A 15,518-nucleotide genomic window follows, 5' to 3' on the forward strand; every position below is an offset into this window, starting at 1 on the left:
GTCAGGCTGATGTGATGACGGTAAATTCACTCACCGAAGGATTCGCCGCATGTCCACGCTGACTTTAACCCCTATCACCCAACGCCTTGTAGAAGCAGCGAGCCGAGTGCCCGCCGGGGTTCATGCGCGCCTGCCGAAATGGCTTGGAAATGCCTCGAGCGACAGGCGTCAAGCCTTGAAAAACATCCCACTGGAATTTGCCGCCTGGCAGGGTGAAGCCAATCGCTCACAACACGCCCCCCCTGAAAAAAGCCGTGCAGACCAGTTGGGAGGCGCAAAACCGGCTCGATACGGCCTTCGCAACGCTCCAGTCCCCCCAAGCCTTCGCGGCACCGTTACTGCAAGAGGCACTCAAGCAGCAGTTTGACGTTGAGTCCAATGTCACTACCACCTATCTGCGCCTGTATAAGCCTTTGACTTTACCCTTGGCGCCCCTCGAGACGGGCGCCAAACCCTGGACCGTGTCGCTGGTGGAGGCCGCGCTGCACAACTTCGACGCGGACGAAGGCAAAACAACGGCTTACACCGCAGAGTCAACCTTCATTACCGAACCGTCCACCACCGGGCAGTTCGACACGCTGCCGGGGCTGCGCGAGCAGATCAGCATCGCGCAATTCATCGGGTTGTGCCGCCAGCTGGATATCGGCGCGCACTATCAGCGCTACCTCAAGCATTTTTTCGGGTTCCAGGACGCTGTTCTCAAAACCCGGCTACGCAACAAAGTCATCCAGAGCCTGAAAGCCGATGCGCAAACGAGCCTGCAAATGGCCCGTCTCAAAAAGGATGTGACGCCCCCGGTCTTTGATGCACTTGGCCGCTGCCTGAATAACCTTGGCGCCGAGCTTGCCGGCAAGGCACTGCTCAGCCACGACCTTAACCTGATGAACGCGCCGCTGACCGGCATCGTACTGTTCGCTCCCGACCTGGAGTTACACCGCAGTGCAGCCCCGGTCGTGGCCTACATCCCCGGCGACCCACAGTCCCCGCTCAAGTACTACGTCAACGGCGCAGCATTTATGCAGGATCTGGCCAACAAGCTACGCAACACCGACTACCAGGCGTTTTTCAGCCGTTTCGTCAACCAGGAGCACCGTGGCTACTTCTTTGCCGGCCTCAACAGCCGCTTATCGCAAGTGGTCTGGCACGAGCACAGCGTCGGTGATCCACGACCCACCTGGCGCGACGAGCCGATAGCCCAACCCCGACTGCAATTTTACGCAGAGAAAATCACCGGCGATCTTTACCAACACCTGTACGAAAGCAAACTCAACAAGCTGCTCAATGATGCGCGGGTGACAGCCATCTCGACCGCCGACGCCGATAGCAAGGCACGCTGGCAACGCTGGGACATTGTGCAAAAAATCGGTAAAGCCATTCTCGAAATCGCCGCGTTCATTGCCGCGCCCTTCATTCCACCGCTGGGGTTGCTGATGCTCGGCTATACCGCCTATCAACTGCTTGATGAAGTCTTCGAAGGCATCATCGATTGGGCAGAAGGGCTCAAGAAGCAGGCATTCGGGCACCTGATGTCCATCCTTGAACAAATGCTTCAACTGGGCATGTTCGCGGTCGGCGCACCGATTGCCGAGGGCCTGCTGAGACAGGCGCTACCGAAGGAGCTGTGGGACTTTTTCGACTCACTCACGCCGGTCACTGCCGGCGGCAAAACCCGCCTGTGGAACCGCGACCTGAAGCCCTATGCCCATGAGATTCAACTGGGTGCGGCGGCACGCGCAGACGCGCAGGGGCTGCATGCCCATGCAGGCAAACGAGTCCTGGCACTCAACGGGCAGCATTTTTCTGTCACGCAACACGCGGGCAACGCTTTCCTTGCACACCCCACCCATGCGCACGCCTACCGCCCGCGGATAATCGGCAATGGCAAGGGTGCCTGGATAACCCCAGGGGATCGCCCGCTGACCTGGGATCGCACCACCCTGCTGCGCCGCCTCGGGCCGCCGGCCGAGGGGATCAGTGAGGCAGGCCTTGAACTGGCCCACCGCATCAGCGGGACCGATGATGCGGCCCTACGCAAAATGCACCTGGACCACCAGTCGCCGCCCCCACTGCTGATTGACACGCTCAAGCGCGTCAAGATCGATGAGCAGCTACAAGCCTTCATCGACCAGATGAACAGTGACGATCCTCAGGTTTATCAAAAAGCCGACCCACAGACCCAACTGTGGCTGCTCAGCCAGACCGGCTTATGGCCTGAATCCAAGACCCTGCGGTTTCTCAACGCAAAAGGTGAAACTGTCTGGGAGCACCAAGGCCGCAAAGACGCCGCCGTAGCACAAATACACGAAGCTCAGATGAACAATGGCGACCTGCTGCAAACCCTGCTGGAAACCTTGGACGAGTCAGAACGCAAAACCCTGCTTGAAGAGGCGTTCGGCAGCCCCACCACCCCGATGAACGTGCGTATTGCCACGCTGCGCAAACGCTTGGCACGCCAAGCCCAGGACAAACGCGCCAGCCTGTTTGACTCGCGCTATCGAAAAGAGGAAATCATCGATACCGCACGCCTGCAAAAAGTCATCGACACCACCTCCGGCCTGCCGACGAGCGCTGCCGAAGAAGTATTACGCAGTGCGACCGGGGAAGAGCTATCGGGCATCGACCAAGGCAAAGTGCCCGCATCGGTGATAGAGCGCGCACGCTGGGCTGCCCATGAAGTGCGCATCAGTCGGGCCCATGAAGGGCTGTACATGGACGCCCTGGAAAGCAATGACACACACCGTCTTGCCTTGCATTCGCTGGAAAACCTGCCGGGATGGTCGCCGCAGGTGCGCCTGGTAGTCACCGACTTCAGCCGTACCGGCAAGGTACGCGATGCTATCGGCAGCCCCCAGGCACCGATACACCGCACGCTCGTGTGCACTGTCGAGGGCGATTACATTCCCGAAGACGGCAAGGGCACCCTGTTTGGCGCAACCGACTTCTACACCGCCGTTCTCCAGGCACTGCCGGACGCGCAGCGCAACGCACTGGGCATTCATATCGGCCAGGGTCCGCTGCTGAGGCAAACCTTGCGTCAACACACGCTGGCGCGTGAAGCGCTGGGCACTCTGCTGGCCGAAGCCCCCGTGCGTAAACCCTCTTACGACCCGGCCCTGATGCGCCTGCCCGGCGGCATGGAAGGCTACGGCAGCAGCCCGGCAACCCCGAGCCCCCCTCTGGAGACTCAGTTATTACATGAGCTGTACCCGAGCCTGAGCCCAGCACAAGTGACCAACGCATTGAACTTCATGAGGTACCGGCCCGGCTCCCCCCTGCAAACGCTTCAATACTTGAAGAACGAATTTTTACAGTTAGAAAACAGCCTTTCGACCTGGAACTCCAACACGCCGCAAACCCTTCAGGGTACCGACATACCGCTCCCCCCCTCGACGATCGCCGATGAGCAACTCAATCGCTGGAGATGGACGCGCGAACTGATCCGCGCCTGGCGTCATGAAACCCCACCGGATCCAGCCTTCAGCGAGGGCCACCAGTTGCACCTGCCGCCGCTGTACGGCGAACTCCCCACACTCAATACACGCTTCAAGTTCATCTCCACCCTGAGTCTGAGGGGCTACCGCACCACCCGGGACGCACCCGCGTTCCTCACGCACTTCCCCAACCTGCGAACGCTGGCTATCCGCGATATTGCCCTCAACACAATCCCCCCAGAGGTCATTGGGCTGCCCCACCTCGACAGCCTGACGTTACGCAACTGCAACCTTCACCTGTCCCTTCAAAATCGTGCAGACCTTGCCACGCGGACCGGGCTTCGCCATCTGGACCTGTCTGACAACAACCAACTGTCGCTCACACCCGACCTCAGAGCCCTGGCCGACTTGCAGACACTGAATCTGAGCCAGACCAATATCTCCCAATTCCCCGAAGGCCTGCTCAACCGCCCTCGGTTGACGCGTGCCGACCTCAGTAACAACTATTTGAGGCGGCTACCCGAGGCCGCCTTCAGCGTGCCCCGCGCAACCGCCAGAGTCTTTGATCTGTCAGGCAACCCGCTGTCTCGCGCCACGCTGGAGCGCATCAAACGCTATTGCCAGAGAACCGGCGAACACTTTGGCGCAGACGCCCATCCTGCCGAGCGCCAGCGGGTCCTCGAGCTCTACCCCAGCTACACCGCCACTGAAGCCAATAACTTTATTTTCAAGCTGCCCGGTGGGTTGGATGACTCCATGGCAATCCTGGAACGCCTGAAAGTCGACTACGAGCGCCTGCAAGCGGACTTGGGAGAATGGGCGGCAAACGTACCCGACCCGCACGAGGGGGCGCCAATGGACGAAGACGCGCAGGCGCGACAACAAGTCCTGCGAGGCCAACTCAAGGCATTGATTGAGGAAGGCTGGCGCAGGGAGACCAGCCTGAATGCAGAGCATGAGCCACCCACCACCTCCCACAACATGACATTAGCCGTGCCGCTGCTCGGCGATCTGCCGGTGCTGAGGGTCGATTTCGAACATATTTCAAGGCTGGAACTGAGGGGGGAGGACACCACATCGATCCCCGCGGGATTTATCGAGCGTTTTCCCAACCTAGAGAGCCTGTTTATCCATCGGTATGCACTGCCAGACATTCCCGCCGGCGTATTCAAGCTGCCGAAGCTCAAGCGGCTCAACCTGACTCAAAGCACGGTCCGTTTGACGCAAAAAAGCGCCGCAGACTTGAGCGACCTGCACACCCTTGAATACCTGGACCTGAGTCACAACACAGACCTGGGCATTTCCCCCGACATCAGCAAAATGTCCGGACTGGAAACCCTGATGATTGAAAGCGCCGGCCTCACCGAGCCCCCTCACGGGATGTTCAACCTGCCCCGCCTCGATGTGGTGAGCCTGAGAAACAACCGAATGACCGAGCTTCCTGACGACCTGTTTGAACTGGACGCTGACAGGGCTGACGGCTTCAATCTCGGCGGCAACCGTTTCTCTACCGGGACGATAGACAAGCTGCGCCACTACTACCGGCGTACGGCCGTGGACTTTGACGTACCCGAAGCTCGACAGCCCGAGGCGACGCTGGCCGACACCGGCTCCGAAGAAGAGGGGGAGGAATAAAAAATGCTCAACCGCGCTCGGATGGCACCGACGACAGCTCGAACGGGCTGCTGCTGCGCCGCTGGTTGCGGTCTTCACGGGGTGTGGCGCCGAAGAAGTTGCGGTAGGCGCTGGAGAAATGCGGCCCCGAGGAGAAGCCGCACGACAGGCCGATCTGAATGATCGACTTGCTGGTTTGCATGAGCATCTGGCGCGCCTTGTTCAGGCGCAGTTCCAGGTAGTACTGGCTGGGGACGCGATTGAGGTATTGCTTGAAGATGCGTTCGAGTTGTCGTCGCGATACACAGACGTGCTGGGCGATTTCATCGGTGGTCAGCGGTTCCTCGATATTCGCCTCCATCAACAAAACCGCCTGGGTCAGCTTCGGATGGCTGGAACCCAGGCGGTTTTGCAGTGGAATGCGCTGGCGCTCGCCGCCTTCGCGAATGCGCTCCACCACCAGCTCTTCGGAGACTGCACCGGCCAGTTCGGCGCCGTGATCACGAGCGAGTACTGCCAGCAGCAGATCGAGCACAGACATGCCACCGCAGGCGGTGAGGCGGTCGCGGTCCCAGTCGAACAGATGGCTGGTGGCGATGACCTTGGGGAAACGCTCGGCGAAATCGTCCTGCCAGCGCCAGTGCACGGCGGCGCGGTAGCCGTCGAGCAGGCCGAGCTGGGCCAGCGGGTACACACCCGCCGACAAGCCGCCAATCACGCAACCGGCGCGAACCAGCTGCTTGAGCGCGGTGCTCAGTTGCGAGGCGATGACGGTCGGCGGTTCGTCCGCCAGCAGGAACAGCTTCTGGAAGCCCTCGATCTTACCGGCCCACGGCTCGCCCGGCAGTTGCCATGCGCCTTCGGCCGCCGGTTCCGCGAGCAAAAACGACAGCTCGTAGACCACGTCCGGATGCACCCGCTGAGCAACGCGCAAGGCCTCCTCAGCCAGCGCAAGCGTCAGGGCTTTTGTGCTGGGCCAAATCAGGAAACCAATTTTATGGGCGGTCATGGAGGGCTATCCGAAACGAAGAACGGTAATGAAGACAAGGGCTAATGCTAGCCCGTAAACCAACACAAATCTCAAAACATAGGGAGATCAAATGTGGGAGCTGGCTTGCCAGCTCCCACAGGGATCGGCGTCAACCTCAAGACTGTTGAGCATGCACTATTTCAGTGCGCAAAAGCAGTCCTGATTATTTCAAGCTACCCGACAAGAACTGCTGCAAACGCTCGGACTGTGGGTTCACCAGCACTTCCCTCGGGTTGCCACGCTCTTCAACGATACCTTTGTGCAAGAACACCAGTTGGTTCGACACTTCACGGGCAAAGCCCATTTCGTGGGTCACCACCACCATGGTGCGGCCTTCCTGGGCCAGGTCCTGCATCACCTTGAGCACTTCGCCGACCAGTTCCGGGTCGAGCGCCGAGGTGGGTTCATCGAACAGCATCACCTCCGGCTCCATCGCCAAGGCACGTGCGATTGCCACGCGCTGCTGCTCACCGCCCGACATATGGCCGGGGAACGCATCCTTACGATGGCCCACCCCAACTTTGGCCAGGTAGTGCTCGGCCTTTTCACGGGCTTCTTTTTTCGACATGCCGAGCACGTGCACCGGCGCTTCCATGACGTTTTCCAGCGCGGTCATGTGCGACCACAGGTTGAAATGCTGGAACACCATGGACAGGCGCGAACGCATGCGTTGCAACTGCTTGGGGTCGGCGGCCTTCATGGCGCCGTCTTTGTTGGCCACCAGTTTCAGCTCTTCATTGTTGAGCAGAATCTTGCCGGCGTGAGGCTGCTCGAGCAGGTTGATGCAGCGCAAAAAGGTACTTTTGCCCGAACCACTGGAACCAATGATGCTGATTACATCACCGGCCGCGGCGGCCAGGGACACGCCTTTGAGCACTTCATGACTGCCATAGCGTTTATGCAGGTCTTGGACTTCAAGTTTGTACATGCGGTCGGTTCTCACAAAAACAGGTGGTCAGTCGTTGAGCAAGCGCCCGTGACGCAGCGCTTCGCGCCCCGCCACCTTGGCCAGCCAGAAACCCGCTTGGGCATAACGTAGCCGTTCAACGGCAAACAACACCCCCGAGGTTCCCGCGCAAACGGTGCTCACGCGGTCGTCCAGGGGGTCAATCACTTCAAAAATCGGCTCGCCTTTTTCGATCCACTCACCGGCTTTACGCAGGTAGCTGATCACCCCGGCGTGGGGTGCGAACAGCAGCTCGGTGCCTTCAAAAGGCATGCCTTCGCAGGGTTCGAACTGTGGCGCGGGCCATTCCCCCTTGATCAAGCCCTGCTCGGCGAGAAACGCGAGAATGCCTTCGGCGTGGAAGATCGCCTCGTCACGACCCGTGTCGGCCTGGCCGCCCAGTTCCAGCGTCGTCGCCAGGCAGGCCAACGGGATCTGTGCTTCGGGGAACGCCTGGGACAAGCGCAGCCACGGCAGCGAGCAGGCTTCATCAAACGAACTGCCGCCGGAATCTTCCGCCAGCAGGCCGACCTTCACCCCCAAATGCGCCGACAGCGAGCGCCACTGCGGCCAGTGCTGCGGCAGCGCATACATGTGCAGTGCGGCTTCGGCGTCGCAATGCAGGTCGAGCACCACATCGGCGGTGCAAGCGTGGCTCAGCAGGATGCGTTGCATGCCTTGCAGCTGGCTGCTCGGCTCTGGCAACGCGCTGAGCACATCACTCATGGCCTGGCGGATCAAGCGCACATTGGCGTGAGGATCATCGCCCAACTTGCCCTTGAGCAACTCAGTGACCGGCTCGCTCAACTCGACGAAATCGCGGTTGAAGTTCTTGCCGCTGCCCACTTCGAAACGGCCCTGGTGGCTGCCTTGCAGCAACTGACCCAAGCCCATCGGGTTGGCCACCGGCACCAGCTCGATCACGCCATTGAGCGCACCTTGCTGTTCCAACTCGGCCAGGCGCTTTTTCAGCTCCCACGCGGCGCGCATGCCGGGTAATTCATCGGCGTGCAGGCTGGCCTGGATATACGCCTTGCGCTCGCCCTTGCCAAAGCGGAACACGCTCAGCTGGCGCTCGCACCCCAGGTGGCCCCAGGGCAACAGGTGATCGATACGTTCCATATCAGTGCTTCCGTGGAGCCAGGTAGCTGAGCCAGCGGCGCTCGGCCAACTTGAACAGGCGCACCAGGATAAAGGTGAGGCACAGGTAGAACACACCAGCGGTGATATAGGCTTCGAACGGCAGGTAGAACTGCGCGTTCACCGTGCGCGCGGCACCGGTGATGTCGATCAGGGTGACGATGGAGGCCAGGCTGGTGGTCTGCAACATCATGATCACTTCGTTGCTGTACTGCGGCAGCGCGCGGCGCAGGGCCGACGGCAGCAGGATGCGGCGATACAGCTTGTAGCGCGACATGCCCATGGCCTTGGCCGCTTCGATCTCGCCGTTGGGCGTGGCCTTGAGGCTACCGGCAATGATCTCGGCGGTGTAGGCGCTGGTGTTGATCGCAAACGCCAGGCACGCACAGAACGTGGCGCTGGACAGCAGCGGCCACATGAAACTCTCGCGCACCGCCTCGAACTGGGCCAGGCCGTAGTAGATCAAGAACAGCTGCACCAGCATCGGCGTGCCACGGATCACATAGGTGTAGAGCCAGGCCGCACCGTTGATGATCGGCTGCTTGGACACACGCATCAGGCCCAGGGGCAAGGCGGCGAGCAGGCCGAAGAACAGCGAGATGGCGAGCAGTTTCAGGGTGGTCAGCAGGCCGCCAAGGTACAGCGGCATGGCCTCCCAGATGACGTTGTAGTCGAAGATCATAGATCAGCCGCCCTTACGCCTACCGAGTAGCGCTTCTCAAGATAACGCAGGGCCAGCAACGACACGCTGGTGATCACCAGGTACATCGCCGCCACTGCGAGGAAGAAGGTAAAAGGCTCACGGGTGGCATCTGCCGCCTGCTTGGCCTTGAACATCATGTCTTGCAGGCCCACCACCGAAATCAGCGCGGTGGCCTTGGTGAGTACCAGCCAGTTGTTGGTAAACCCAGGGATAGCCAGCCGAATCATCTGCGGCACCATCACCCGGAAAAACACCTGAAAACTGCTCATGCCATACGCAAGGCCGGCTTCGGCCTGGCCCTTGGGAATGGCCATGAAGGCGCCACGAAACGTTTCCGAGAGGTAGGCGCCAAAGATGAAACCCAGAGTGCCGATACCGGCGGCCAGGGGGTTCAAGTCGATATAGTCGTCATAGCCAAGCATCGGCGCGACGCGGTTAAGCAAGTCCTGACCGCCGTAGAAAATCAGCAGGATCAGCACCAGGTCGGGGATCCCGCGGATCACCGTGGAGTACAAGTCACCCAGCCAAGCCAACCAGCGCACCGGCGACAGGCGTAATGCGACCCCGATCAGACCCAGAACAATGGCCAAGGCCATGGACGACAAGGCGAGCTGAAGCGTCAACCATGCGCCATCGAGGATGACGGCCCCGTAGCCTTTCAACATGATTCAGGTCCTCGAAAAGGGGGATGAAAAAATGGCGCAAACCTCAGGAACTCTGTTGCTTGCGCCATTCAGGACAGACAGCTACGACGGTTTACTTGGCTTCAGGGCCGTAAATGTCGAAGTTGAAGTACTTTTTCTCGATTTCTTTGTACTTGCCATTGGCACGGATCGCCGCGATAGCAGCGTTGATGCGGTCCAGGTTTTCCTTGTCGCCTTTACGTACCGCGATGCCGATGCCGTCGCCGAAGTATTTGGCGTCGGTGAAGGCCGGGCCGGTGAACGCGTAGCCTTTGCCGGCTGGGGTATCGAGGAAACCTTCCTGCAGCAGGGTAGCGTCAGCCACGGTGCCGTCGAGGCGACCGGCTTCCACGTCCAGGTAGATTTCGTTCTGCGAGCTGTAAGGCACAACCGTGGCGCCTTTAGGGGCCAGGACTTCCTTGGCAAAACGGTCATGGATCGAACCGCGCTGCACGCCGATTTTCTTGCCTTTCAGTTCATCCAGACTGTCGCTGACCGCAGTGCCTTCCTTCAACACCAGGCGCGCTGGGGTCAGGTAGTAGCGGTTGGTGAAGTCCACGGACTTCTTGCGGTCTTCAGTGATGGACATGGACGACAGGATCGCGTCGATCTTGCGCACTTTCAGCGCAGGGATCAGGCCGTCGAATTCTTGCTCGACCCAGGTGCACTTGACCTTCATCTCTTCGCACAGGGCGTTGCCGATGTCGTAGTCAAAACCGACGATGCTGCCATCGGGAGCTTTAGAGGCGAACGGAGGGTAAGCCGCTTCGATACCAATTTTCAGCGGCTTGCCTTCAGCGAAAGCCTGCATGGACAGCACGGACAGCGCCAGGGCGCCCAACAGCACGAGTTTCTTCATCTTGGGACTCCATCGGTATAGGGCAAAAACAGCAGTATGAGCCATGGCCCACGATGCGACTTAAAGGAAACCGAATTGCGGTGCTGCGTCCTACGCCAGTTAAACCTGCGACGACGAGCGAGTGATCGGCATTCTAACGACAGGCTGGAAGCCGATATTTCCTCAATGCGACAACAATTTACAGAAGCACCGAGAAAGCCGTTCCAACTTATTGACAGCCTCTGGATTTTATGCAGAGACAAAAGACATTAAACCTGTAGACGCTGCAAATTGCGGGCCTATTATTCGCAAACCCTTCTGGCACGGCAAGTGTGGCGTTTAATCTTATTTGCTGGGGTGTCTGGAATGCTGTTTTTGCGGGCGGGGGCGTAGCACTTTGCCTCATGTTTGGGCGCGGGGTTACACATTTGCGTTCGACGGTAACATTCAGAAACCTCCTACGTGAGAAACCGATATTTATTGGTTTGGAAGTAACCCGGCCCGTCAGAACACCACCGAGGCCCGCGATGGAATACAACCCAAATGTGGGCTTGCTCGCGAATGCGGTGAGTCAGCTACATATGAGCCAACTGATCCACCGCTTTCGCGAGCAAGCCCGCTCCCACTGGGGATTTGCATCGACTCAATTCCCACAAAAAAGCCCCACCCGACTTACACCGAATGGGGCTTTATCTGACTATCCCGCGCTTACGCGACGTTCATGGTCTTGTGCGTCTCAATCAAATGCGCCACCACGCCCGGATCCGCCAGGGTGGAGATATCCCCCAACCCGTCATACTCAGCCGTGGCAATCTTGCGCAGAATCCGCCGCATGATTTTCCCCGAGCGCGTCTTCGGCAAGCCCGGCGCCCACTGGATCACGTCCGGCGAAGCAATCGGCCCGATCTCTTTGCGCACCCAGTTTTTCAGCTCCAGGCGCAGCGCTTCGTTCGGCTCTTCGCCATTTTTGAGCGTGACATACACATAGATGCCCTGCCCTTTGATGTCGTGCGGCACACCGACAACGGCCGCTTCGGCAACTTTCGGGTGCGCAACCATCGCGCTTTCAATCTCGGCGGTGCCCATGCGGTGGCCGGACACGTTCAACACGTCGTCCACACGCCCGGTGATCCAGTAGTAACCGTCCTCGTCACGCCGCGCACCGTCACCGGTGAAGTACATGCCACGGAACGTCTTGAAGTAGGTGTCGACGAAGCGGTCATGGTCGCCAAACAGCGTACGCGCCTGGCCTGGCCACGAATCGAGGATCACCAGGTTACCTTCGGCGGCGCCTTCGATCAGGTTGCCCAGGTTATCCACCAACGCCGGCACCACACCAAAGAACGGCCGTGCCGCCGAACCCGGCTTGAGCGCGTGAGCGCCCGGCAGTGGGCTCATCATGTTGCCGCCGGTTTCGGTCTGCCACCAAGTGTCGACAATCGGGCAACGGGATTGGCCGACGTTCTTGTAGTACCAATCCCAGGCTTCCGGGTTGATCGGCTCGCCCACCGAACCCAACAAACGCAGGCTGCTGCCATCGGCGCCTTCACAGGCAGCGGTGCCCGAAGCCATCATTGCGCGGATCGCGGTCGGTGCGGTGTAGAGGATGTTGACCTTGTGCTTGTCGACGATCTTCGCCACCCGGGTGATGTCCGGGTAGTTCGGCACGCCTTCGAACAGCAAGGTGGTCGCGCCATTGGCCAGCGGGCCGTAGACAATGTAGGTGTGGCCAGTGACCCAGCCGACGTCGGCGGTGCACCAGTAGATTTCGCCTGGGCGGTAGTCGAACACACGTTCATGGGTCAGGGCCGCGTAAAGCAGGTAGCCGCCGGTGGTGTGCTGCACGCCTTTAGGCTTGCCGGTTGAACCGGAGGTATAAAGGATGAACAGGGCTTCTTCGGCGCCCATCTCTTTGGGTGCGCACACAGTGCCGGCCACTTTCATCAGGTCTTCGTACCAGATGTCGCGATGCTGGTTCCACTTGATCTGGCCATTGGTGCGCTTGCACACGATGACTTTCTGGATGCTGCTGGTTTCCGGGTTGGTCAGGGCGTCGTCGACGTTGGCCTTCAGCGGAATTTTCTTACCGGCGCGAATGCCTTCATCGGCGGTGATCACCACCTTCGACTTACAGTCAATGATGCGTCCGGCCAGGGCCTCCGGCGAAAAACCGCCAAACACCACCGAGTGAATCGCACCGATACGGGTACAGGCCAGCATGGCGACCACGGCTTCGGGGATCATCGGCATATAGATCGTCACTACATCGCCGCGGTGCACATCCTGGCCGCGCAGGGCGTTGGCGAACTTGCAGACTTGTTCATGCAGCTCGCGGTAGGTAATGGTGCGGCTCTCGGCAGGGTCATCGCCCTCCCAGATGATCGCCGCCTGGTCGCCACGCTCAGCGAGGTGACGGTCCAGGCAGTTGTAGGAAACGTTCAAGGTGCCATCGGCAAACCACTTGATGTCGACATGGTGATCGTCGAAAGAGGTCTGCTTCACCGTGGTGAAAGGCTTGATCCAGTCAAGACGCTTGGCTTGCTCGCGCCAGAAGCCATCGGGGTTGACCACCGACTGCTGGTACATGGCCTTGTAGGTTGCCTCGTCAGTCAACGTGTTGGCTGCTACTTCGGGGCGAACGGGGTACAGGGAAGCCGCACTCATCTTTCTTACCTCGGTGACATAGTTGTTGTTGTATGGCCCTGTTGTAGCCGGGGCTGGCCTATAGAACCATTCGACGATGGTAGTAACAAGCCCCTACAAATTACCCTGACATCCCCGTTCACGCCTCTAGCCCGCGGGCTGCGGCGCTTCGCAGCATTGTGAAAAAAGCTTTACCACAGGATTGTTACAAAAACCGCCAAAAGTGTTTATCAAAAGTGCGGGTATATGAATATAACCCACACGCCTAGAATCACTTCCGCCAACACAGGCACTGCGATTGACAACGTAACAGCCCCCACGAAGGCAACGTTAATCCGAACTCACCAACCCTAAGTTACACACGTGGCCTCACAAGGGCCCCGTGACCCCTTTCGCCCTGAAGAAGGTAAGTAAAGAAATGAAAGCTTTATTAGTTATGGCCTTGAGCAGCTTGTGCGCCACCGCCGCCCTGGCCGACGAGGCCCCGACTGAACTGGCCGGCCAGAGCGCGCCGATTGTTGAGGACTACACTTACAGCACCCATCTGGACGTCGCCAAAGTATTATCGATGAGCAACATCCCGGAAGTTTGCGAAGTTGTACCGGTGAAGATGGAATATGAAGATTCGCAAGGTCAGCGTCATATTCTTAACTATCACGTGATGGGTAATGGTTGTTCTAACGGGTAATAACTTATTACGTCAGGTTTAACCCCGGATCTTGGTCGCCGCAAGAAATCGTTCTTGCGGCCAAGGACCCACCTCGAATCCCGCAAATCAAATGTGGCAGCTGGCTTGCCTGCGATAGCGGTTATAGCCACAACCACGCTGCAAAGCCTTACCCCACTCCCCCGCCCAAAAAACCTCCCGCCGTCCGTCAAAAATTTCGAGCCCCAGCAAAGCCTTATAAAACCGCACTCTGGCCGAAAAACACGCCATTCTGGCCGGTCTCCGTGACCATCCGTCCCAACACAAACCCATTTTTTTCCCCTACAATGCGCGAGTAAATCGGGCCTGCAATATCCCTTTACACAGGGACGAAGAGCCAGACTGAGGCCTCCGCAGGAGCAAGCACGCACCGCTCCGCACCTCAAGCCTCACGCAGAGTACCCGTAACCCTATTCCGTTTAATGCCTGCGCTAGCTGCTGCAACAAACGATTCCTTAAGATCCACCGCGGCCTCTGGGCCGTGTGAACACCCAACCATCCGGTTTCACACGGGCACCTTTGAGCCCTCACGCAGGAGACGACACGTCATGCTGAGCTGGGACGAATTCGACAAAGAAGAAGAAGGCGAGGTAGCCACCAAAGGCGCCAACGCCGGCCACGCCACCGAAGCCAACATGGACCGCCTCGACGGTGCCGGCGCTGCCGCCGCCCTTGAAGCCCGCGCCGTCACCGCCAGTGACTCCGCCGCCATCGTCCGCGCCAAGGCCGCCCTGGACAAACTCGACGTCGCCGAAGGCCTCGCCGAACTCGAAGGCGCCTCCGCCCGCGTCGCCGTTGACGAAAAGCGCATGATCAACTGCCGCGCCGACCTCAACCAACTCGTGCCCTTCAAGTACGACTGGGCCTGGCAGAAGTACCTCGACGGCTGCGCCAACCACTGGATGCCGCAAGAGGTCAACATGACCGCCGACATCGCTGTGTGGAAAGACCCCGAAGGCCTGACCGACGACGAACGCCGCATCGTCATGCGCAACTTGGGCTTCTTCTCCACCGCCGACTCCCTGGTTGCCAACAACCTGGTCCTGGCCGTGTACCGCCTGATCACCAACCCGGAGTGCCGCCAGTACATCCTGCGCCAGGCCTTCGAAGAAGCGATTCACACCCACGCCTACCAGTACTGCATCGAATCGCTGGCCATGGATGAAGGCGAGATCTTCAACATGTACCACGAGATTCCATCGGTCGCCAAAAAGGCTGCCTGGGGCCTGAAGTACACCCGTTCGATCTCCGATCCGAAGTTCGAAACCGGCACTGTCGAGACTGATAAAGAACTGCTGCGTAACCTGGTCGCCTACTACTGCGTGCTGGAAGGCATCTTCTTTTACTGCGGCTTCACCCAGATCCTGTCCATGGGCCGTCGCAACAAAATGACCGGCGTCGCCGAGCAGTTCCAGTACATCCTGCGCGACGAGTCGATGCACCTGAACTTCGGTATCGATGTGATCAACCAGATCAAAATCGAAAACCCGCATTTGTGGGATGCCGAGATGAAGGAAGAAGCGACCCAGATGATCCTGCAAGGGACTCAGCTGGAGATCGAATACGCGCGCGATACCATGCCGCGCGGCGTGCTGGGCATGAATGCGGCGATGATGGAGGATTACCTCAAGTTCATCGCTAACCGTCGCCTGTCGCAGATTGGTTTGAAAGAAGAGTATCCGGGCACCACCAACCCGTTCCCGTGGATGAGCGAGATCATGGACTTGAAGAAAGAGAAGAACTTCTTCGAAACCCGTGTGATCGAGTACCAAACAGGCGGCGCG

Annotated in this window: 10 protein-coding genes; 3 read left to right on the plus strand and 7 right to left on the minus strand. The window is 59.2% G+C overall.

Annotation, left to right across the window (positions count from 1 at the left end; translation table 11 throughout):
• Nucleotides 1-254: 254 nt before the first annotated feature.
• Nucleotides 255-5,066 (plus strand): leucine-rich repeat domain-containing protein, encoded by a 4,812-nt coding sequence (locus BFP95_RS03375; protein ID WP_256534104.1) that lies wholly within the window; start codon nucleotides 255-257, stop codon nucleotides 5,064-5,066.
• A 7-nt stretch (nucleotides 5,067-5,073) separates the two neighbouring features.
• Here BFP95_RS03375 and BFP95_RS03380 read toward each other — a convergent pair whose 3' ends face one another.
• From BFP95_RS03380 to acs, 7 genes are all read right to left on the minus strand, one after another.
• The gene (locus BFP95_RS03380; RefSeq protein ID WP_065874008.1) at nucleotides 5,074-6,054 is read right to left on the minus strand and encodes a GlxA family transcriptional regulator; all 981 of its coding nucleotides are present in this window, start codon (nucleotides 6,052-6,054) and stop codon (nucleotides 5,074-5,076) included.
• Nucleotides 6,055-6,238: 184 nt separating this feature from the next.
• A complete protein-coding gene (locus BFP95_RS03385) occupies nucleotides 6,239-7,003 on the minus strand; it encodes an ABC transporter ATP-binding protein (RefSeq protein WP_005790637.1) in 765 nt (254 codons plus the stop codon).
• A 27-nt stretch (nucleotides 7,004-7,030) separates the two neighbouring features.
• Complete coding sequence (locus tag BFP95_RS03390) at nucleotides 7,031-8,143, minus strand: succinylglutamate desuccinylase/aspartoacylase family protein (protein WP_065909261.1); 1,113 nt, start codon at nucleotides 8,141-8,143, stop codon at nucleotides 7,031-7,033.
• Nucleotide 8,144: 1 nt separating this feature from the next.
• Entirely contained in the window at nucleotides 8,145-8,843 is a 699-nt protein-coding gene (locus BFP95_RS03395) for an ABC transporter permease (protein WP_049711879.1), read from the minus strand.
• Entirely contained in the window at nucleotides 8,840-9,529 is a 690-nt protein-coding gene (locus tag BFP95_RS03400; protein WP_032886746.1) for an ABC transporter permease, read from the minus strand. Before BFP95_RS03400 ends, BFP95_RS03395 begins: the two co-directional genes overlap by 4 nt.
• Nucleotides 9,530-9,620: 91 nt before the next feature.
• Entirely contained in the window at nucleotides 9,621-10,406 is a 786-nt protein-coding gene (locus BFP95_RS03405; RefSeq protein ID WP_065874010.1) for an ABC transporter substrate-binding protein, read from the minus strand.
• Between the two features lie 687 nt (nucleotides 10,407-11,093).
• Nucleotides 11,094-13,049 (minus strand): acetate--CoA ligase, encoded by a 1,956-nt coding sequence (gene acs, locus BFP95_RS03410; protein ID WP_065874011.1) that lies wholly within the window; start codon nucleotides 13,047-13,049, stop codon nucleotides 11,094-11,096.
• A gap of 397 nt (nucleotides 13,050-13,446) precedes the next feature.
• Here acs and BFP95_RS03415 point away from each other — a divergent pair, with 397 nt between their 5' ends.
• Nucleotides 13,447-13,716 (plus strand): DUF2790 domain-containing protein, encoded by a 270-nt coding sequence (locus BFP95_RS03415; protein WP_065874012.1) that lies wholly within the window; start codon nucleotides 13,447-13,449, stop codon nucleotides 13,714-13,716.
• A 566-nt stretch (nucleotides 13,717-14,282) separates the two neighbouring features.
• The coding region (locus tag BFP95_RS03420; RefSeq protein ID WP_065881351.1) for a ribonucleotide-diphosphate reductase subunit beta at nucleotides 14,283-15,518 on the plus strand (1,236 nt) is incomplete at its 3' end.

The organism is Pseudomonas sp. 58 R 12, assembly GCF_900005865.1.
Lineage (GTDB): Bacteria > Pseudomonadota > Gammaproteobacteria > Pseudomonadales > Pseudomonadaceae > Aquipseudomonas > Aquipseudomonas tritici.